Source organism: Streptomyces sp. NPDC038280, assembly GCF_055600045.1.
In genome coordinates this window covers 225,143-244,432 of the sequence record NZ_JBVJYZ010000002.1, presented here as the reverse complement: position 1 = coordinate 244,432, position 19,290 = coordinate 225,143, and the positions used below count along the sequence as shown (strand labels likewise).

The following is a 19,290-nucleotide window of genomic DNA, read 5'->3' as shown; positions in this document are numbered from 1 at the left end:
CTACGAGAACAGAGTCCGGCCCCACCAGTCGCCCGTGTCGCGGACGCCCGGCGGGACGGCGAAGTGCGCCGAACCCACGTGCTGGATGTACTCGTTGAGGACGTCGGCCCGTGCCAGCGAGGTCTGCACCGGGATGAATCCCTTGCGCACGTCACGCTGGTAGGCGAGGAAGAACAGGCCCGCGTCGAGACGGCCGAGGCCGTCCGTGCCGTCCGTGAAGGAGTAGCCGCGGCGCAGGATGGTGGCCCCGCCGTTGGAGTCCGGATGGGCGAGCCGGACGTGCGCCTCCGGCTTCATCGCCTTCAGGAACGGCTCGTCGTGCTCCTTGGACTTGCCGACCGGGGCGCCCTCGCCCTTGTCGCGGCCGAAGATGTCCTCCTGCTCCTGGAGCGGAGTGCGGTCCCAGGTCTCGATGTTCATCCGGATGCGGCGCGCCACCAGGTAGGAGCCGCCCGTCATCCATGACGAGCCGTCCTTCTCGGAGGCCCAGACGTGCTTGTCCAGAGCGGCGGTGTCGGTGCCCGCGATGTTCCGGGTGCCGTCCTTGAAGCCCATCATGTTGCGCGGCGTCTGCGCGTCCGGCGTGGTGGAGGACGTCTTGCCGAAGCCGAGCTGCGACCAGCGCACCGCCACCTTGCCGAAGCCGATCCGGGCGAGCTGGCGGATCGCGTGCACCGCGACCTGCGGGTCGTCGGCGCAGGCCTGGACGCACAGGTCGCCGCCGCTGCGGGCCGGGTCGAGGTTGTCGCCGGGGAACTTGGGCAGGTCGACCAGCGCGTCGGGGCGCTTGCCGGCGAGACCGAAGCGGCCGTCGAACAGCGAGGGGCCGAAGCCGATCGTCAGCGTGAGCCGGGACGGCTTGAGGCCGAGCGCCTCGCCCGTGTCGTCCGGCGGCGCCTCGGCGAGCCCGCCGTACGCGCCGTCGCCGACCTCATGGCCGGCCGTCATCCGCTCGGCCGCCCGCGTCCACTCCTTGAGCAGCGCGATCAGCTCGGCGCGGTCCTTGGTCTTCACGTCGAAGGCCGCGAAGTGCAGCCGGTCCTGGACCGGGGTGGCGATACCCGCCTGGTGGGCGCCGTGGAACGGCACCGCCGCGCCCTCGGAAGCGGCGGGTACGGCGGTGTCGCCGGCGCGGGTCAGGGCGACGGCGCCGCCGGCCGCGGCGGCACCGAGCGCGAGCCCGGCCCCGCCGATGGCGAGCAGCGAGCGCCGGGAGGGCGCTGCGGAGCCCGTCGTGCTCTCGTCCGTGGTGGTCATCTCGTCAGACATGGTTGCCGTCCCTACTTCACAACAGCGGCGGCGAGCTTGGAGAGCGGCTCGGCCAGCGCGTTGACGCCGTCCGAGAGCTCCTTGCGCTGCTCCTTGCCGACCTGGTCGTACGAGGTGAAGACGTAGGAGTTCTTGTCCGTGCGGTACTTGTCGAGCAGCGTGTTCAGCGCGGCGAACTGCTTGTCCAGGTCGGCGACGAGCTTCGGGTCGTTCTTGGAGGCGACCGGCTTCAGCAGCTCGTAGGACTTCTGCGCGCCCTCGACGTTCGCCTTGAAGTCGACGAGGTCGGTGTGGGAGTAGCGCTCCTCCTCACCGGTGACCTTGCCGGTGGCGACCTCGTCGAGGAGTTCCTTGGCGCCGTTGGCCATGGACGTGGGGGTGATCTCGGCCTTGCCGACCTTCTTGACCCAGTCGGCCAGGTCCTTGTCGAGGGTGTCGGCCAGGACCTTCGTCTCGGGGCCGAGCTTCTTCTCCTGCCACAGCGCCTTCTCCAGGCGGTGCCAGCCGGTCCACTTCTGACCGGGCTCCAGGCCGTCCTCCCGGACGTCGACCTTCGGGTCGATGTCGCCGAAGGACTCGGCGACCGGCTCGGTGCGCTCCCAGCCGATGCGGGAATCGGCGTACGCCTTCTTCGCGGCCTCGATGTCGCCGGCGCGCACGGCGTCGGTGAAGGCCTTGACCTTGGGCAGCGTCTCGTCCGCCTGCTGCTGCACGTACTGGCGGTAGGCGGCGACGGCCGCGTCCATCTCGGGGGAACGCTTGGCGGCCTTGCCGCTGCCGGTCGCGGTGACCTTCTGACGGATGCCGTCGCCCTTCATGCCGGGCTTGCAGGCGATCTCGTAGTCTCCGGCCTTCACCTCGGCGGTGATCTTCGCCTTGGTGCCGGGGCCGATGTTCTCGCGCTCGGTGACGATGCGGTCGTCCGGGAAGAGGACGTAGACCTCGGTGACCTTGGAGCCCTTGTTCTCGACGGCCAGCTCGACGTGGCCGGCCGGGAACTCCTTCTTGGAGATCTCGCAGGCGTCGTCCTTGGCGACGATGGAGATCGCGCCGTCACCACCCTTGGTGTCGCTCTTCTCGGCGCAGCCCGTGACGGCGGTCAGAGCGACCGCGGTGGCGGCGGCGGTGACGACGGAGAGGCGGACGGCTCGCATAAGGGCTCCACGGGACGAGGTACGGGGGGTGAGGCGGACCTAACTTAACCGAGGCTTACCTGACCGATACCCCCCCGTCCAGTGATTCAGCTCTCACCGCCGGCGCGGAGGGGCGCGGGGCTACGGCCCGATCACGGCTGATTCACGAACGAGTCAAGGGAGGGTCAAGTATCAGCCAAGTGCGAGCATTTGAGGGTTATGGGTGATTTGTCGGATGTGGGGCCGTCCGTGCCGTAGCCCCGCGCGAGGCGGCCCGCTGATGCTTGAATGCCGGAATGAACACGACGGCGACCGAGGTCGAAGTCCTGCGCGTCTTCTGCGCGGGCGACGGCGGGTACGGCAATGCCCTGGGTGTCGTGCGCGACGGGCGCACTCACCCCGACGAGGCGTCCCGGCAGGCGCTCGCCAAGGAACTCGGCTTCAGCGAGACCGTGTTCGTCGACGACCCCGAGCGTGGAGTCGTCGACATCTACACCCCCGGTGTACGGCTGCCCTTCGCCGGACACCCGGTCGTCGGGGCCGCGTGGCTGCTCGACCTGGAGGTCGTCAATCCGCCGGTGGGCGAGGTGTGGGTGCGTGACGACGGCGAGTTCACCTGGATCGCCGCCCGCGGCGACTGGGCGCCCCCGCGCACCCTGCGGCAGTACGCCTCCGCGGCCGAGGTCGAGGCGCTCGACGTGCCGCCCCCCGGCGAGTGGATCTACGCCTGGGCCTGGGAGGACGAGGCCGCCGGGCGGGTCCGCGCCCGGGCCTTCCCCGGCAGGGGTGACGGCATCGACGAGGACGAGGCGACCGGCGCCGCGGCGCTCCTGCTCACCGCCGCCCTCGGCCGCGCCCTGAACATCACGCAGGGCCGGGGGTCGCAACTGCTGACCGCCCCCGGCCCTGACGGCGTCATCGAACTCGGCGGCCGCGTCCGCTTCGACCCGGCCGCTCGCCCCTGAGGCCCGTGCCCGCCAGGGATCCGGGCGGGCGCTAGGCGCTGAGCGGAAACTCGCCGCCCAGCTCCCGGAACACCGCGCCGTTGAAGTCGAAGGCGCGCTTGCACTCGTCGACGATCCGCTGCTTCTCGAGTTCGTCCGCGTTCACCCGGTCCAGCAGTTCGCGGTAACCCCGCTTGAACGCCGCCGGGTTGGAGATCTGCTCGAAGACGTAGAAGCGGACGCCGTCACCCTTGCGCGCGAAGCCCCAGGTGCGCTCCGCCTTGTCCCGGATGATCTGGCCGCCGGAGAGGTCCCCGAGGTAGCGGGTGTAGTGGTGGGCGACATATCCGGCGGGCCAGGTGCGCGCGCACTCCTCGACGCGGGCGGCGTACGCGGCGGTGGCGGGCAGCGGAGCGAGCTCCTCGCGCCAGTGCGCCCCGCGCAGATGGGCGAGGTCCCGCTCCAGCTCGGCGCCGCGGAACAGCTCGGGCTGTATGAACGGGCCCGCGACCGCGTCGTCCTTCAACGCCTCGGCGGCGTCCTCCAAGGCCCGGTACACGAACCACAGCTGCTCGGTGTAGCGGGTGTACGCGTCCACACCCAGCCGTCCGCCCAGCAGATCGCTCATGAAGGTCGAGGTCTCCGCCTCGGTGTGCTGCTCGTGCGACGCCACACGGATGAGCGTGGAGAAGGGCGTGTCCAAGGCGGGCCTCCGGGGGACCGATGGGGACGGGAACCAGTACGATCCTTCTACTTAGGTATACCTAAGTCAACTGGTTCCCGACGACCTGTCGGTAAAACGCTACCCCGCCCGGGGGTCAGGGCAACGTGAGGATTTCGGCCCCGGTGTCCGTGACCACCAGCGTGTGCTCGAACTGCGCGGTCCGCTTGCGGTCCTTGGTCACCACGGTCCAGCCGTCGTCCCACATGTCGTACTCGTGCGTGCCCAGCGTGAGCATGGGCTCGATGGTGAACGTCATGCCCGGCTGGATCACCGTCGTGGCGTGCGGGGAGTCGTAGTGCGGCACGATCAGGCCGGAGTGGAACGACGAATTGATGCCGTGCCCGGTGAAGTCACGGACCACGCCGTAGCCGAAACGCTTGGCGTACGACTCGATGACCCGCCCGATGATGTTGATCTGCCGACCGGGCCTGACCGCCTTGATGGCGCGGTTGAGGGACTCCCGGGTCCGCTCCACCAGCAGCCTGGACTCCTCGTCGACGTCACCGCAGAGGTAGGTGGCGTTGTTGTCGCCGTGCACACCGTGGATGTACGCCGTGACGTCGAGGTTCACGATGTCGCCGTCGCGCAGGACGGTGGAGTCGGGGATCCCGTGACAGATGACCTCGTTGACCGAGGAGCACAGCGACTTCGGGAAGCCCCGGTAGCCGAGCGTCGACGGATAGGCGCCGTGGTCGCACATGTACTCGTGGGCGACCCGGTCCAGCTCGTCCGTGGTCACACCCGGCGCGATGTGCTTGGCGGCCTCCTCCATCGCCCGGGCGGCGATCCCCCCGGCGATGCGCATCCGCTCGACGGTGTCGGAATCCTGCACCTCCGGCCCGGTGTACGGAGTGGGGGCCGGCTTCCCGACGTACTCGGGGCGGCGGATGGCTCCGGGAACGGAGCGGAGGGGGGAGAGCTCCCCCGGTGCGAGCAGCGACTGGCCAGACATACCAGCGAGTCTAACCAGCGCCGGTGGGGCAGCATGGCTGCAGAGGAAGGAGCCGGACATGGCCCTGTTCAAGAAGCGCACGGTCGGCAAACCGGGCGAGTGGTTCTACTGCCTGGAGCACAAGAAGGTCGAGGAGGGCCCGGAGTGCCCGGCGAAGGACCGCTTCGGTCCCTACGCGTCGCGGGCGGAGGCGTCGCACGCGATGGAGACGGCGCGGGAGCGGAATCTGCAGTGGGAGAACGACCCGAAGTGGCACGACGCGCCCCGGCCGGGTGACGAGGAGACCTAGGCTGTTCCGGGGCCGGCCCGCCCGCTCGGCCGTTCCCGGACGTGCCCGGCCGGGCGGGCCCCCGGGCTCACCAGCGGGTCGGGGGCGGGGCCGTCAGATGGTCCGCCAGGCGGGAGAGCCGGTCGCGAAGGCGGCGCCTGCCCCGCGGCGCGGCCGGCAGGCTGTTCTCGCCGGCCGCCGCCCCGACCAGGTGCTGCACCGTGTCGAAGTCCACCTCCGCCGTCTCCTCGGCGACGGTCAGCGCCTCGTGCGCCAGGCCGTGGACCTCCGCGTCGCCGCCGTCCAGCGCCAGTACGGTCGCGCCGGCCCGCCGTGCGTCGTGCACCCGCTCCAGCAGCCCGGCGTCCGGCCGCCCCGGCGCCACCACCAGCAGAGTGGCCCCGCGCCGGGCCGCCTCCAGACGACCCAGACCGACCGCCAGATGCGCGGGGTCGCCGGGCCGCACCCGGTGACGGACGAGCGTGGGAGAGAGCTCGGGCCGCCCCGACCAGGCCGCCTCGTCCACCAGATGCGCCGCCAGGTGCCAGGGCTCGTACTCCTCGGTCCCCACCAGCAGCAGTCCGCCGCCCTGCGGGACCACCGAGGACCGGAGCGTCCCGGCGAAGCGGCGGGTGAGGGCCGGCCACTCGGTCCCGGCGAGGACTTCCCGCAGCAGTGCGACACGTACGGCATCCATGGGCCCGCATCATGCCCCGAAGGGTGGCCCCGAGGAGGCCGGTTGGCCGTGGCTCACCCGTAAGGGAGCGGCGGGGGTGGTCCCGTACTGTCGGGACCATGACTTCCACTGACAGTGTTCAGAAGACCCCTGCCAAGGACCCGTGGGACCTTCCCGACGTCTCCGGTCTGACCGTCGGTGTCCTCGGCGGCACCGGTGACCAGGGCCGGGGCCTCGCCTACCGCCTCGCCCGCGCCGGGCAGAAGGTGATCATCGGGTCCCGGGCCGCGGAGCGCGCCGGGACCGCCGCCGCCGAGCTGGGGCTCGGCGTCGAGGGCGCCGACAACGCCGAGTGCGCGCGCCGCAGTGACATTGTGATCATCGCCGTGCCGTGGGACGGCCATGCGAAGACCCTGGAGTCCCTGCGCGAGGAGCTCGCCGGCAAGCTCGTCGTCGACTGCGTGAACCCCTTGGGCTTCGACAAGAAGGGCGCCTACGCCCTCAAGCCGGAGGAGGGCAGCGCCGCCGAGCAGGCCGCCGCCCTGCTGCCGGACTCCCGGGTGACCGCCGCCTTCCACCACCTCTCGGCGGTGCTGCTCCAGGACGTGTCGATCGAGGAGATCGACACGGATGTGATGGTGCTCGGCGAGGCCCGCGCCGACACCGACCTCGTCCAGGCACTGGCCGCGAGGATCCCCGGCATGCGGGGCGTCTTCGCGGGCCGGCTCAGGAACGCTCACCAGGTCGAGTCGCTGGTCGCCAACCTGATCTCGGTGAACCGCCGCTACAAGGCCCACGCGGGCCTGCGCGTCACGGACGTCTAGGCAGGGCCACGAGCGGTGCGGGGCATGGGGGACACTGGACGGGCCATCTCAGCCGTATCCGGACAGGAGCCGACCCCCATGCCCCGCCTCGCTCTGTACGCCCTCGCCGTCTGCGCCCTCGCCGTGGCCGCCGCCGTCGTCTCCTTCGTCCAGGGCAGCTGGTTCGGCGTCGTCTGGGTGCTGCTCGCCGGGCTCTCGTCCAACATGGCCTGGTACTACATCCGCCGAGCCAAGACCGGGCGCGCCGCCGCCCACGGCTGACCGCGCCCGTCCGCGGCCGTCGGCTACTGGCCGGCGGCGAGCGTGCAGACGTCCGAGGCGTCCTGCCAGAAGCGGTAGAGCTCCCAGCCGCAGTACCGCTCGAACCCCGCGACGCCCAGACCGCGCAGCATCGCGTCGACCGCGTCGAAGAAGGCCTCGTTGACCACGGGCACGAACAGCAGCGCGATGACGACGAAGAAGCCGTAGGGCGCGTACGGCTCGACCTGCCGCCGGAAGCGGTACGAGAGCCAGGGCTCCACCACGCCGTAGCCGTCCAGCCCGGGAACCGGCAGGAAGTTCAACAGCGCGGCCGTGAGCTGCAGCAGCGCCAGGAAGCCGAGCGCGAAGCGGAACGCCAGGGGCACGCCGTCAAGGGCGTCCAGCCAGAAGGGCGCGGTGCAGACGACCGCGAAGAGGACGTTCGTCAGCGGTCCGGCCGCCGAGATCAGGCTGTGCTTCCAGCGCCCCCGGATCCGGCCCCGCTCGATGAAGACGGCGCCGCCGGGCAGCCCGATACCGCCCATGATCACGAAGAGCACCGGCAGCACGATGCTGAGCAGGGCGTGGGTGTACGCGAGCGGGTTGAGGGTCAGATAGCCCTTCGCCCCAATGGTGATGTCACCGCTGTGCAGGGCCGTGCGGGCGTGCGCGTACTCGTGGAGACAGAGCGAGACCAGCCAGGCGGCGGTCACGAAGAGGAAGACCGCGAGCCCGGGCGAGGCCGCGAAGTCCGTCCACACCGCCCATCCGGCGACCGCCATGACGGCGACGATCCCCAGGAAGACGGGGCTGATCCGGCGATCGCCGCGAGCGGTGGCCGTGGTCATGAGCGCTCCAGGGAAGGGGGGACGCGGAGGGTCGACGGTACAGGCGACGCGGACGGAACGTCCGGGCGAGGTCCCGGGGTTCCTGAACCGCCCCCGGACCCGACGGAGCCCGTCGTCCCGGGGGCCGGGGCGGGGAGCGGGCGAACCCGGGGAGAATGAGGCCGTGCACTACCGCGTACTCGGCACCACGCAGGCATTCCACGACGACGGCACCCCCCTGGCGATCGGCGGGGCCCGGCTGCGCGCCCTGCTGACCGTGCTCGCCCTGCGGGCGGGGCGGGCCGTGTCCGTCGGACACCTCGTCGACGAGGTGTGGGACGGGGACCCGCCCGCCGACGGCGGCGCCGCGCTCCAGGCGCTGATCGCCCGGCTGCGGCGGGCGCTGGGCAGGGACGCGGTGCTGTCCGTGGACGGCGGGTACCGGCTCGCGGCCGACCGGGACGACGTGGACCTGCACCGTTTCGAGCGGCTGGTCACCGAAGGCGTACGGGCGGCGGAGGGCGGCGCACCGGGCAGGGCCGTCCCGCTCCTCGGGGAGGCGCTCGCCCTGTGGCGCGGGCCCGCGCTCGCCGACCTCCCCGACCGTTCCGCCGAGGCGTCCCGCTGGGAGTCCCGCCGCCTCGACGCCCGCCGGGCCCGCCTCGCGGCGCTGCTGGACACCGGCCGCCCGGGCGACGCGCTGCCCGAGCTCACCGAACTGTGCGGCGACCTCCCCCTCGACGAACCCCTCCGGGCCCTCCACATCCGCGCCCTGCGCGACGCGGGCCGCCCGGCCGAGGCGCTGGCGTCGTACGAGGCCGTCCGCCGGGAACTCGCCGACCGTCTGGGCACCGACCCCGGACCGGAACTTGTCGCCCTGCACGCCGCGTTGCTGAACCCCGCCGCGCCGCGGAACCCGCCCGCCGGACCGGCGGCCCGCCGCGGCAACCTCCGTGCCCGGCTCACCAGCTTCGTCGGACGGGACGAGGACATCGCCACGCTCCACGCGGACCTCGGGCGCGCCCGGCTCGTCACTCTGCTCGGACCCGGCGGCGCCGGGAAGACGCGCCTGTCGCAGGAGGCGGCCGAACGCGCCGCCGCCGGCTGGAGCGATGGCGTCTGGCTCGTCGAACTCGCGCCCCTCACCGACCCGTCGGCCGTCCCCGAGGCCGTACTGGGAGCGCTCGGGGCGCGGGAGACCGTACTGCGGGGCGCCGGAGCGGAGGGGCTGCGGGCCGCCGAGGGAAAGACCGACGACCCGCTCGTACGCCTGCTCCAGCACTGCGCCGGGCGCCGGATGCTGCTCCTCCTCGACAACTGCGAGCATGTCGTCGAGGCCGCGGCCGGCCTCGCCGACCGGCTTCTCGCCGGATGCCCGGAGCTGACGATCCTCGCGACCAGCCGCGAACCGCTCGGCGTCCCCGGCGAGTTCCTGCGCCCCGTCGATCCGCTTCCCGACCCGATGGCGCTCCGGCTGCTCGCGGACCGGGGGGCGGCGGCCCGCCCCGGCTTCGACGTGACCGGTGACCCCGACGCCTGTGCGGAGATCTGTCACCGGCTCGACGGCCTTCCGCTCGCCATCGAGCTGGCCGCCGCCCGGCTACGGATGATGACCCCCCGTCAGATCGCCGACCGGCTCGACGACCGCTTCCGGCTGCTGACCTCCGGTGCCCGTACCGTCCTACCGCGCCAACAGACACTCCGTGCCGTCGTCGACTGGTCCTGGGACCTGCTCAGCGACGAGGAGCGGACCGTGCTGCGCCGGCTGTCCGTGTTCGCCGGCGGCTGCGACCTGGCGGCGGCGGAAGCCGTGTGCGCCGTTCCCGGCACCCTGGGCCTCCTCGGCGCCCTCGTCGACAAGTCCCTGGTGGTCGCCACCCCGCCCGACGGCCCGGACGCGTCCGGCGGCGAAATGCGCTACCGGCTGCTGGAGACCGTCGCCGAATACGGCGCCGAACGCCTCGACGAGGCCGGCGACCGCGCCGACGCCGAGCGCCGCCATCTCGTCCACTACCGCGAACTCGCCCGCGCCACCGACCCCGAGCTGCGCGGGGCCGGCCAGGCGCGGGCCATGGCCCGGTTCCGGACCGAGTACGAGAACCTGCGCACCGCCCTGCGCGGCGCCGTCGCCGGGAAGGACGAACACGAGGCCCTCTGCCTGGTCCACTCGCTGGGCTGGTACTGGCAGATGCGCGACCTGCGCGCCGAGGCCCGGCACTGGTCCGGAGAAGTCGCCGCGCTCGGCCCCGACCCCTTCGCCCCGCCCGTCGCCGCCGCGCCGCCGCTGGCCGAGCGCTGCACCGCCGCCCCGCCACCGATGAGCGACGAGCAGCTGTGGGAGGCGCGCCGGGGGGTCCGCCTGGTCCAGCTGGTCAACATGGACCACCAGGTCACGCGGTGGACCACCCCCGAGGGGCTCGAGGAGCTCCGCCGGATCTCCACCGCGTACCGGCCGGGGCTGCCGCAGACCTGCCGGATGCCGGGCATGCTGTGGTTCTACGCCGTGCTGCTCACCGGCGACCAGGACAGGCTGCGCGGTCTGTTCGACGCGACGGTCGAGGCCTGCAGGGAGTTGGGCGACACCTGGGAGCTCGCCTACGCCCTCCAGCTGCGGGCCAATGTGCTGGCCAACCGGAGCGACTGGGCCGGCCGGGCGGGCCGTGACGCGGACGAGAGCCTGGAGATCTTCGTCCGCCTCGGCGACTCCTGGGGCGCCGCCGAGGCGCTGTCCTCGCGTGGCGAGGCCCATGAGCGCAGGGGCGAGTTCGAGGCCGCGGCCGAGGACTTCCGGGCCGCCGTCGAGCACGCGGAACGGATCGGCGCCCAGGCCCAGACGGCCCTGCTGCGGGCCCGGTACGCCGGGATGCTCAACGAGACGGGGCGGGGCGCCGAGGGCGAGCGGATCCTGCGCGACGTCCTGGCGGGCGGCCGCAGCTCCGGGTACGAGGCCATTCCGGCCGCCCGGCTGTATCTGACGCTCCTGCTGGGCCGCACGGGCCGGACCGGGGAGGCCCGTGAGCATCTGCGGGCCATGCGGGAGGAGTTCGGGTCCGAGGCCCTGTCCCTGTTCGAGGGCTTCACGCTGGGCACCCTGGGCTGGCTGGACACCCTCGACGGGCGCTACGACGAGGCCCTCGACGTGGCGGTGCGCGCCTTCGCGCACTCCCAGGAGGCCGTGTCGATGATGGTCGCGCCGCAGATGCCCGCCATCCATCTGGTCGTCGTCGCCTGGGCGCTCGCCGGACGGGGAGGCCCCGGGGCGCGTACGGCGGCCGTTCTGCTCGGCGCCCACGAGGGCCTGTTGCCGCCCGGGCACGTACCGGCGCCGATGGAGCGGGAGAACCTCGCGCGGGCCACCGCCCTGGCGCGGGCCGCCGTCGGGGACGCCGCATTCGACGCGGCGTACGCCGAGGGCGGCGGCCTCACTTTGGAGGAGGCCACCGCCCTGCTCTGACGCCGCCCGCCGGACGCGACCCGACGGCGTCAGGGTCGGTGTGCCGGGATCCGCGGGGGTATGCGCGGGCCGGGGTCCGTGCGTCAGGTCTTCTTGCGGAACTTGGCGACCGCGAGCGGAGCCGTGACCACGGTGATCACCACCGACCAGCCCAGCGTCATCCACACCGAGTGGCCGACCGGTGTGCCATTGATCATCGCCCGGGCCGCGTCGGCGAGGTTGGACAGCGGGTTGTAGTCCGTGAAGGTCTCCAGCCAGCCCGGCATCGAGGTGGGCGGGGCGAAGATCGAGGAGCCGAACTGCAGCGGCATCAGGACGATCATGGCCACTCCCTGGACGGCCTGGGCCGTCTTCATGGTGAGCCCGAGCAGAATGAAGATCCACATCAGCGAGGCGCCGAACACCATCGAGAGACCGACGGCGGCGAGGAGATCCAGGACGGACGTCTTGATCTCCAGACCGAGCAGAAAGCCCATGGCCAGCAGGATCGAGGTGGCGATCAGCATCCGGCCGACCTCGACGACGATCTTCGCGATGAGGACGGACGACCGGGCGATCGGCATCGTCCGGAACCGGTCCATCACCCCCTTCTTGAAGTCGTCGTTGATGCCGGTTCCCACGGCCATGGCGATGTTCATGCCCATCATCGCCATCAGGCCGGGAACCACGTAGTTCACGTATTCCTGGTTGTTGCCCTTGCCGGCGATCGCGCCGCCGAAGACATAGACGAACAGCAGGATGAAGATGACCGGCATCAGGACGGCGTCGAACATCGACTCCGGGTCCTGCTTGATCTGCAGGGCGTTGCGGCGCACCAGGGCGCCGATGTGGCGAACATTGGCCCGCAGCCCTATCCGGCCCTCGGAGGCGGAGGCCGGCGAACCGGGGGAGCGCTTGACGGGGGCGGGAGCGTTGACAAGTGCGCTGCTCATGCGGCGACCTCCTCGGGGATCGTGTCGGACAGGGACGTCTTCTCGCCGGTGAGGGCGAGGAACACTTCGTCCAGACTGGGCAGATGGGTGCCGATGTGCGCGATGCCGAAGCCACGCGCGCCCAGCAGGCCGATGACGGCGGTGAGTTGGCCGTCGCTGAGAATCGGGACGTACAGCACGCCCTCGTCGGGCACCACGGTGGAGCCCGCGATGCCGTCCAGGCCGGACTCCCGGAGCGCGCGTGCCATCGCGGGCAGCTGCGCCGGGTCGACCGGGCGGATCTGCAGGGTGCGGCCGCCGACCTTGGCCTTCAGCTCGTCGACCTTGCCCTGGGCGATGACCCGGCCCCGGTCGATGACCGTGAGCTCGCTCGCGAGCTGCTCGGCCTCCTCCATGTACTGGGTGGTGAGCAGGACGGTCGCCCCCTCGGAGACCATGCGCTGGACCTCGTCCCAGACCTCGTTGCGGGTCCGGGGGTCGAGGCCGGTCGTCGGCTCGTCCAGGTACAGGACGGCGGGCTGCCCGATCATGGAGGCGGCGAGGTCGAGGCGGCGCCGCATACCGCCGGAGTAGGTCATGGCCGGGCGCTTGGCCGCCTCGGTGAGCGAGAAGCGCTCCAGCATCTCGTCGGAACGGCGGCGGGCGTCCTTGCGGGACAGATCGAGCAGCCGGCCGATCATGTAGAGGTTCTCCCAGCCGGAGAGCTTCTCGTCGACCGAGGCGTACTGGCCGGTGAGGCCGATGGTGCGGCGGAGCTGCCGGGGCTGCTTCACCACGTCGTAGCCGGCGACGACGGCGGTGCCGGCGTCGGGGGCCACCAGGGTGGACAGGCAGCGGACAAGGGTCGTCTTGCCGGCGCCGTTCGGGCCGAGGACACCGAGGACGGTGCCTTCGCGTACATCGAGGTCGACCCCGTCCAGGGCCTTCGTCTCGCCGTAGTGCTTCACGAGGCCTCGTACCTCGACGGCGTTGGTGTCGGATCGCGTCATGTCCACCATGGGACCAGGCGCCACTGACAGATCACCGACAGATCACCGACAGCCCCCTGACAGCGGGCGCCGACACCTCCCGCCGGACGACCGACAGCCCGCCGATGGGGGATGTCGGCGGGCTGTCGTCTGTGCCGCAGTGGCTACGGGGTGCCGGGAGCGGACTAGTGGAAGGTGTGCTCCTCGGCCGGGAACGCGGAGCCGGCCACGTCGTCGGCGAACGCGCGGGCCGCGTCACCGAGTGTCGCCCGCAGGTTCGCGTACTGCTTGGTGAAGCGCGGCACCTTGCCGCCGGTGAGACCGGCCATGTCGGTCCAGACGAGGACCTGGGCGTCGGTGTCGGGGCCGGCGCCGATGCCGATGGTCGGGATGTGCAGGGAACGGGTGACCTCGGCGGCCAGCTCGGCCGGGACCAGCTCCAGGACGAGCGCGAACGCGCCCGCGTCCTGCGCCGCCTTCGCGTCGCTGAGCAGCCGGTGGGCGGCCTCGTCGCTGCGGCCCTGCACGCGGTAGCCCATGGTGTTGACGGACTGCGGTGTCAGACCGAGGTGGGACATCACGGGGATGCCGGCCTGGACCAGCAGCTCGGTCTGCGGCAGTGAGCGCTCGCCGCCCTCCAGCTTGATCGCGCCGACACCCGCGTCCTTGACCAGCCGGGTGGCGTTGCGCAGGGCCTGGACCGGGCCCTCCTGGTACGAACCGAAGGGCAGGTCGCCGACGATCAGGGCGCGGCTGGTGCCCCGGACGACGGCGGCCGACAGCAGCGTCATCTCGTCCATCGTGACGGGCACGGTGGTGTCGTAACCGAGATGACAGTTGCCCATGGAGTCGCCGACGAGCAGGACCGGGATCCCGGCCTCGTCGAAGACGGACGCGGTCATCGCGTCGTAAGCGGTCAGCATGGGCCACTTCTCGCCGTGCTCCTTGGCGCGGGCGATGTCGTGGACGGTGATGCGGCGAGTGCCCGTGCCGCCGTACAGCGCCTTGCTGCTGTCGGCGGACTGCTTCTGGGCAGCCTGAAGCGTCATGGGAAACGGCTCCTTCGTCATCTCGAGGCGCCCTTACGGCGTCCCCGGACCGCATCCATGGTGGCACCTCGTGCCGCGTCGGCGGAAGTGGGTCTGTTCATACGGCGGTAACTCACACGGCGGCGTCCACCCGCCGGTAACGCGGTGTTTCCTTCCCGACACAGGCGAGACGAGACGGCCCCGTATCGAAAAATCCCTACGCTGCCCGGCATGCCACACACAACCGTCCCGGAGGCGGTGCACCGCAGGCGCTGGGCCATCCTCGGCGTCCTGATGCTCAGCCTGCTCATTGTCGTGCTGGACAACTCGATCCTGAACGTGGCGGTGAAGACGATCGCCGCCCCGGCCCCCACCGGTGTCGGCGCGACCCAGAGCGAGCTGGAGTGGGCGATCAACGCCTACACCCTCGTCTTCGCCGGGCTGCTCTTCACCTCGGGGCTGCTCGGCGACCGCCTCGGCCGCAAGAAGGTGCTGCTCTTCGGCCTCGTCGTCTTCGGTGCCGGCTCCGCGCTGGCCGCCCTGTCCGGATCGCCCACGGAGCTCGTCGCCTATCGCGCGGTGATGGGCTTCGGCGCCGCCTTCGTGATGCCCGCCACACTCGCCGTCATCATGAACGTCTTCGAGCGCGCCGAGCAGCCCAAGGCGATGGGCGTCTGGGCGACCGGTGTCGGCATCGGCATCGCGATCGGCCCCGTGACCGGCGGCGTCCTGCTGGAGCACTTCTGGTGGGGCTCGGTCTTCCTGATCAATGTGCCGGTCGTCCTCGTCGCCCTGGTGGCGATGGTGCTGATCGTTCCGGACTCCCGGGATCCCGAGCCGGGACGGCTGGATCCGGTGGGCGTGGTGCTGTCCGTGATCGGGCTCGTCCTGCTCGTGTACGGCATCATCCGCGGCGGCGAGCTCGCCGACTTCACCGGGCCCGGCGTGGTGGTCCCGCTCGTCGGGGGCCTGGCCGTCCTCACCGGCTTCGTCCTGTACGAGCGGCGCCGCGACCAGCCCGCCCTGGACTTCTCGTACTTCAGGAAGCCGGCCTTCTCCGCGGCGATCGCCGCCATCGCGCTCGTCTTCTTCGCGATGATGGGCGTGACCTTCTTCTCCGCCTTCTACATGCAGAGCGTCCGCGGCTTCAGCGCTCTCCAGGCGGGCTTGATGATCCTGCCGCTGGCCGTCGCCCAGATGGCGTTCGCGCCCCGGGCCCGGCTGGTCGTGAAGCGGTTCGGGGCCCGCGTCGTCTGCACGGCCGGCATGCTCATGGTGGCCGCCGGCCTCGGTTCCTTCGCCTTCTTCGACGCCTCGACACCGGTGTGGACGATGGAGATCGTCTTCTTCGTGCAGGGCGCCGGAATGGCCCACGTCCTGCCCCCGGTGACCGTCTCCGTGATGCAGTCGGTGCCCCGGGAGAAGGCCGGCTCGGGCTCGGCCATCAGCAACACCTTCCGCCAGGTCGGCGGCGCGCTGGGCGTCGCCGTCCTGGGGTCGGTGCTCTCCACCGTGTACCGGGGCAGGATCGAGGGGACTCTCGACCGTGCCGCGGCGCTGCCGCCCGGGGAGCGTACGGCGGCGGGCGAGTCCATCGAGGCGACCCTCGCCGCCGCGGAGCGGCTCGGACCGGAGGGCGAGCCGCTGATCACCCCCGCGTACGACGCCTTCCTCGACGCCATACACGTCACCGCGCTCGGCTCGGTGGCCGTCGCCGTGATCGGCGCGGGTGTCGTGGCGCTCTTCCTGCCCGCACACCGGACGCTGCCGCACGGCCCGGCGGACGAGGGGGCGGGGGAGGCGCGGGAATCCGTACGGTCATAGGGCGGAGGGAGCGAGGACGAGCGAACGCGTCGTTGTTCGAGAATGCTCGAAGCCGCCCGATTGTGCGCGTTCTGTCACAGCCGTTGCCCACCCGCCACCTGCAGGAACCCGCCGTGCCGCTTCCTCGTCCTCGTGGCAGTACGGCCGTCCCCTGATCGCCTAGTGTCGATCCCGGGACGGTGAGCACGGCAAGGCAGTGAGGACAGCGGTATGGCTCGGGTGGAGATGACGGAGACCGGACGCGGCGGCGCGCAGGACCAGCGTTCCGGATCCCGCTTCCGGACGGTCCTGGACCGGTGGCGCCGCGACCCCGGCATCTGGCGCCGGGGCATGGTGCCGGCCGCCCTCGCCGTACTGCTCACCCTCACCATGGTGTTCCACGCCCAGATCCCGAACAGGATCGGCAACCTGGGCAGCCTCACCGAGACGTTCCTGCCCTGGCTCGGTCTCCTCGTCCCGGTGCTGCTCGTCGTCGCCCTCCTGCGGCGGTCGGCCACCGCGCTGATCGCCCTGCTCCTCCCGTCGGTCGTCTGGCTCAACCTCTTCGGCGGGCTGGTCACCGACAAGTCGGCCACCGGCGGCGACCTCACCGTCGCCACCCACAACGTCAACGCCGACAATCCCGACCCGCAGGGCACGGCCCGTCAGGTCGCGGGGTCCGGCGCGGACGTGGTGGCCCTGGAGGAGCTCAAGGCCGACATGGTCCCGGTCTACGAGAAGGCGCTGGCCGATGCCTACCGGTACCACTCCGTGGAGGGCACGGTCGGCCTGTGGAGCAAGTACCCGCTGAGCGACGACCGCCCCGTCGACATCCGCATGGGCTGGACCCGCGCGATGCGCGCCACGGTGACGACCCCCCGCGGCGAGGTCGCCGTCTACGTGGCCCATCTGCCGTCCGTGCGGGTCAAGCTGCACGCCGGCTTCACCGCCAACCAGCGCGACAACAGCGCCGACGAGCTCGGCGAGGCCATCGCCCACGAGCCGCTGAACCGGGTCGTCCTGCTCGGCGACCTCAACGGCACGATGAACGACCGCTCCCTCAAGGCGGTCACCTCCCAGATGCGCTCCACCCAGGGCGCGGCGGGCGACGGCTTCGGCTTCAGCTGGCCCGCGTCGTTCCCCATGGCCCGCATCGACCAGATCATGGTGAAGGGCGTCGAACCCGTCTCCTCCTGGACGCTCGCCCGGACCGGCAGCGACCATCTGCCGATCGCGGCCCGGGTGCGGCTCTGACACCTGCCCGGTAGGAAGAGGGGCTTCCCGCCATGTGCGGGAAGCCCCTCTTCCTGTCCGCGGGGCCGGAGCCGGCGTCAGCCCGTCGTCTCCCGCCAGCGGTTGGTGATCGGCAGGCGGCGGTCCTTGCCGAAGCCCTTCGCCGAGATCTTCGTGCCCGGCGGGTACTGGCGCCGCTTGTACTCGGCCAGGTCCACCAGCCGCAGCGTCCGGGTCACCAGCTCCTCGTCGAACCCGGCCGCGATGATCGCGTCCTTGCCCTGGTCCCGGTCGACGTACATCGCCAACAGCCTGTCCAGGACGTCGTAGTCCGGCAGCGAGTCGGTGTCGACCTGGCCGGGGCGCAGCTCGGCGCTCGGAGGCTTGGAGAGGGAGTTCTCGGGGATCGGCGGGGTCTGGCCGCGCTCCTCGGCCGCGCGGTTGCGCCACCGCGCGAGGCGGAAGACCGAGGTCTTGTAGACGTCCTTGATCGGGCCGTACGCGCCGACCGAGTCGCCGTAGAGCGTCGAATAGCCCACCGCGAGCTCGGACTTGTTGCCCGGAGCGAGGACGATGTGACCCTCCTGGTTGGAGATGGCCATCAGCATCGTGCCGCGCAACCGCGACTGGAGGTTCTCCTCGGCGAGTCCGGTCAGGCCCAGCGCCTCCATATAGGCGTCGAACATCGGCTCGATCGCGACGGTGCGGAAGTGCAGGCCCGTCCGGTTCGCCAGATCCGCCGCGTCGCCCTTGGAGTGGTCGGAGGAGTACTTCGACGGCATCGAGACGCCGTACACGTTCCGCGCGCCGAGCGCGTCGCAGGCGATCGCCGCGACCAGCGCCGAGTCGATACCGCCGGACAGGCCGATGAGCACGGAACGCAGGCCGTTCTTGGCCACGTACGCCCGCAGGCCCACGACCAACGCCGAGTACACCTCCTCGTCGTCGTCGAGCCGGTCCGCGTAGCCCCCGGTCAGCTCCGGCGCGTACGCGGGCAGCGGCTCCTCGGAAAGGATCACCCGCTCGATGCGCAGCCCGTCGTCGACGACACCCGTCACCGGCTCGGCGGCCGCCGCCGGAAGGTCGAGGTCGAGGACCACACTGCCCTCGGAGAACTGCGGGGCGCGCGCCACGACCTCGCCGTCACGGTCGACGACGATCGAGTCGCCGTCGAAGACCAGCTCGTCCTGGCCACCGATCATCGCCAGGTACGCGAGGGTGCAGCCGGCCTCCTGGGCGCGCTTGCGCACCAGCTCCAGCCGGGTGTCGTCCTTGTTCTGCTCGTACGGCGAGGCGTTGATGGAGACCAGCAGCCCGGCCCCGGCGGACCGGGTGGCCGGGACCCGGCCGCCGTCCTGCCAGAGGTCCTCGCAGATGGCGAGCGCGACATCGACGCCGTGGACCCGGATCACCGGCATGGTGTCGCCCGGGACGAAGTACCGGAACTCGTCGAAGACGCCGTAGTTGGGAAGGTGGTGCTTGGCGAAGCTCAGGACCACCTCGCCGCGGTGCAGCACGGCCGCCGCGTTCTGCGGGGAACCGGCCGGCTGGCCGTACTTCGGCCGGGCCCTCTCGGAACGGTCCAGATAGCCGACGATCACCGGGAGTTCCCCGAAGCCCTCGGCGTCCAGGCGCTCGGCGAGCGCGCGCAGCGCGGCCCGGGACGCCTCGACGAAGGACGACCGCAGGGCCAGGTCCTCGACGGGGTATCCGGTCAGCACCATCTCCGGGAAGGCGACGAGATGCGCCCCCTGCTCGGCGGAGTGCCGGGTCCAGTGCACGATCGCCTCGGCGTTGCCGGCGAGATCACCGACGGTCGAGTCGATCTGATTCAGAGCGAGGCGTAGTTGAGGCACCCGGCCAGTGTAATCGTCAGAGCGACGCGATGTCCCGGTGGCGACGTGTGGGGGTCTCCCGCGTCATGGGGCGCGCACGGCGGTGCGGGGCCGCGGGGGCCGTGACCGCCCGCCACGGCCGCGGTGGGGGCCGGGCGGCGCCCGAGGCCCCCGGCGTGG

Annotated in this window: 17 protein-coding genes; 7 read left to right on the top strand and 10 right to left on the bottom strand. The window is 71.7% G+C overall.

The window, feature by feature from the left end:
- Together efeB and efeO are read right to left on the bottom strand one after the other, a co-directional pair.
- On the bottom strand, nt 1-1,257 hold the full coding sequence (efeB, locus tag ACZ7J0_RS06190; RefSeq protein WP_470885148.1) for an iron uptake transporter deferrochelatase/peroxidase subunit: 1,257 nt from the start codon (nt 1,255-1,257) through the stop codon (nt 1-3).
- 23 nt (nt 1,258-1,280) lie between these two features.
- Nucleotides 1,281-2,423 (bottom strand): iron uptake system protein EfeO, encoded by a 1,143-nt coding sequence (gene efeO, locus ACZ7J0_RS06185; protein WP_470884513.1) that lies wholly within the window; start codon nt 2,421-2,423, stop codon nt 1,281-1,283.
- Between the two features lie 275 nt (nt 2,424-2,698).
- Between efeO and ACZ7J0_RS06180 the strand changes: the two genes are divergently transcribed.
- On the top strand, nt 2,699-3,367 hold the full coding sequence (locus ACZ7J0_RS06180; RefSeq protein WP_470884511.1) for a PhzF family phenazine biosynthesis protein: 669 nt from the start codon (nt 2,699-2,701) through the stop codon (nt 3,365-3,367).
- 31 nt (nt 3,368-3,398) lie between these two features.
- Here ACZ7J0_RS06180 and ACZ7J0_RS06175 read toward each other — a convergent pair whose 3' ends face one another.
- Both ACZ7J0_RS06175 and map read right to left on the bottom strand, forming a co-directional pair.
- Nucleotides 3,399-4,049: a biliverdin-producing heme oxygenase gene (locus ACZ7J0_RS06175; protein WP_470884509.1), complete on the bottom strand. Its 651-nt coding sequence runs from the start codon at nt 4,047-4,049 to the stop codon at nt 3,399-3,401.
- A gap of 115 nt (nt 4,050-4,164) precedes the next feature.
- Nucleotides 4,165-5,022, bottom strand: coding sequence for a type I methionyl aminopeptidase (gene map, locus ACZ7J0_RS06170; protein ID WP_470884507.1), 858 nt, complete (start codon nt 5,020-5,022; stop codon nt 4,165-4,167).
- 58 nt (nt 5,023-5,080) lie between these two features.
- On the opposite strand from map, the gene ACZ7J0_RS06165 reads away from it, so the two are divergent.
- Nucleotides 5,081-5,311: a hypothetical protein gene (locus ACZ7J0_RS06165; RefSeq protein WP_469118281.1), complete on the top strand. Its 231-nt coding sequence runs from the start codon at nt 5,081-5,083 to the stop codon at nt 5,309-5,311.
- 67 nt (nt 5,312-5,378) lie between these two features.
- On the opposite strand, the gene ACZ7J0_RS06160 is transcribed toward ACZ7J0_RS06165, so the two are convergent.
- Nucleotides 5,379-5,987 (bottom strand): hypothetical protein, encoded by a 609-nt coding sequence (locus ACZ7J0_RS06160; protein WP_470884505.1) that lies wholly within the window; start codon nt 5,985-5,987, stop codon nt 5,379-5,381.
- Nucleotides 5,988-6,085: 98 nt separating this feature from the next.
- Between ACZ7J0_RS06160 and npdG the strand changes: the two genes are divergently transcribed.
- Nucleotides 6,086-6,790, top strand: a complete 705-nt coding sequence (gene npdG, locus ACZ7J0_RS06155; protein ID WP_470884503.1) for an NADPH-dependent F420 reductase — start codon at nt 6,086-6,088, stop codon at nt 6,788-6,790.
- A 24-nt stretch (nt 6,791-6,814) separates the two neighbouring features.
- A complete protein-coding gene (locus tag ACZ7J0_RS06150) occupies nt 6,815-7,051 on the top strand; it encodes a hypothetical protein (RefSeq protein ID WP_470884501.1) in 237 nt (78 codons plus the stop codon).
- Nucleotides 7,052-7,074: 23 nt separating this feature from the next.
- On the opposite strand, the gene ACZ7J0_RS06145 is transcribed toward ACZ7J0_RS06150, so the two are convergent.
- Complete coding sequence (locus ACZ7J0_RS06145) at nt 7,075-7,878, bottom strand: site-2 protease family protein (RefSeq protein WP_470884499.1); 804 nt, start codon at nt 7,876-7,878, stop codon at nt 7,075-7,077.
- A gap of 163 nt (nt 7,879-8,041) precedes the next feature.
- On the opposite strand from ACZ7J0_RS06145, the gene ACZ7J0_RS06140 reads away from it, so the two are divergent.
- On the top strand, nt 8,042-11,311 hold the full coding sequence (locus tag ACZ7J0_RS06140) for a BTAD domain-containing putative transcriptional regulator (RefSeq protein WP_470884497.1): 3,270 nt from the start codon (nt 8,042-8,044) through the stop codon (nt 11,309-11,311).
- An 83-nt stretch (nt 11,312-11,394) separates the two neighbouring features.
- On the opposite strand, the gene ACZ7J0_RS06135 is transcribed toward ACZ7J0_RS06140, so the two are convergent.
- The 3 genes from ACZ7J0_RS06135 to panB form a co-directional block, all read right to left on the bottom strand.
- On the bottom strand, nt 11,395-12,243 hold the full coding sequence (locus tag ACZ7J0_RS06135) for an ABC transporter permease (protein WP_470884495.1): 849 nt from the start codon (nt 12,241-12,243) through the stop codon (nt 11,395-11,397).
- On the bottom strand, nt 12,240-13,241 hold the full coding sequence (locus tag ACZ7J0_RS06130; protein ID WP_470884494.1) for an ATP-binding cassette domain-containing protein: 1,002 nt from the start codon (nt 13,239-13,241) through the stop codon (nt 12,240-12,242). The genes ACZ7J0_RS06135 and ACZ7J0_RS06130 overlap by 4 nt, the downstream gene beginning before the upstream one ends.
- A 155-nt stretch (nt 13,242-13,396) precedes the next feature.
- A complete protein-coding gene (gene panB, locus ACZ7J0_RS06125; protein ID WP_470884492.1) occupies nt 13,397-14,260 on the bottom strand; it encodes a 3-methyl-2-oxobutanoate hydroxymethyltransferase in 864 nt (287 codons plus the stop codon).
- Nucleotides 14,261-14,470: 210 nt separating this feature from the next.
- On the opposite strand from panB, the gene ACZ7J0_RS06120 reads away from it, so the two are divergent.
- Nucleotides 14,471-16,063: an MFS transporter gene (locus ACZ7J0_RS06120; protein WP_470884490.1), complete on the top strand. Its 1,593-nt coding sequence runs from the start codon at nt 14,471-14,473 to the stop codon at nt 16,061-16,063.
- 330 nt (nt 16,064-16,393) lie between these two features.
- Nucleotides 16,394-17,296, top strand: a complete 903-nt coding sequence (locus ACZ7J0_RS06115) for an endonuclease/exonuclease/phosphatase family protein (protein ID WP_470885146.1) — start codon at nt 16,394-16,396, stop codon at nt 17,294-17,296.
- 77 nt (nt 17,297-17,373) lie between these two features.
- Here the strand turns inward: ACZ7J0_RS06115 and ACZ7J0_RS06110 are convergent, their stop codons facing one another.
- Nucleotides 17,374-19,131, bottom strand: a complete 1,758-nt coding sequence (locus ACZ7J0_RS06110) for an NAD+ synthase (RefSeq protein ID WP_470884488.1) — start codon at nt 19,129-19,131, stop codon at nt 17,374-17,376.
- Nucleotides 19,132-19,290 lie beyond the last annotated feature (159 nt).